The 833-nt window shown below is 38.8% G+C and carries 1 protein-coding gene; it reads left to right on the top strand.

The genetic code is table 11. The features are described 5' to 3' along the window. Positions 1 to 72 precede the first annotated feature (72 nt). On the top strand, positions 73 to 759 hold the full coding sequence (locus KIV41_RS24815) for an HNH endonuclease (protein ID WP_154203576.1): 687 nt from the start codon (positions 73 to 75) through the stop codon (positions 757 to 759). The last annotated feature ends 74 nt before the right edge of the window (positions 760 to 833 follow it).

Below are 833 nucleotides of genomic sequence, written 5' to 3'. Positions count from 1 at the left end.
TTAACGCGGCGTTAGGTGTCAATTAACAACATCGTCCTCAACTACAATGATAATAAAATTTCGGGTCTATTTATGATTCAATGGCAACGTAAAAAGAGTAGTGGTGGTGAAAAGCCACTTTATACATTTGAAGAGCTTAATTTAACTACTTTGCGAGTAACTCGTGAATATGAAGGCGTTGTTTTTAGGAGGGATTTTTCAATAGGGCATCGCTTTACAACATACAATGGTTTACCTGTTGAGATGACTAGCCTGAACCCAAATGGTGGAAGTGTTGATTTTGGTTATTACTTGATAGTTCGTGAAATAACCGCTTCTGGGTTGGGTAAGAAAACAGACGTTAGTGCACAAAATCAAATCGATAAGCTCTACTTTAATCAAGCTTCCGAAACCGAAGTATCCTCAGCTCAAGAAGTTAGCGAAAAGGAGGTTTACACTGAAGGCGCAGTTAAGCAGGTTCTAGTAAACCAATATGAACGGGATCCCAAAGCACGAGAAGAGTGTATCCGTTACTATAAATGCATATGCAACATATGTGGTTTCGATTTTGGAGAACATTATGGTGCATATGGGGAAGGCTTTATTGAAGTACACCATATTAAACCACTACATGAAATTAAAGCGAGTTACATAGTTAATCCAACTAAGGACTTAATACCAGTTTGTTCTAATTGTCATTCGATACTTCACAGAGGTAAAGAGCCACTGTCTGTTTCGGAATTAAAGGCGTTGTTCCATAATTCGCGAACAGACACCTAACAAACTGTTCAAGAGGGATTCGCAACGCGTGGTATTTTCACTATGCGTTGGTTTTAGTGATTAAGGTGGTATGC

It is taken from the genome of Vibrio sp. D401a, assembly GCF_030248515.1.
Classification (GTDB): Bacteria; Pseudomonadota; Gammaproteobacteria; order Enterobacterales; family Vibrionaceae; genus Vibrio; species Vibrio rotiferianus.
This window is presented reverse-complemented; position numbering and strand designations above follow the sequence as displayed.

Coding starts and splice junctions, on each gene's coding strand:
- KIV41_RS24815 (WP_154203576.1), top strand. CDS start 73: ATGATTCAATGGCAACGTAAAAAGAGTAGTGGTGGTGAAAAGCCACTT.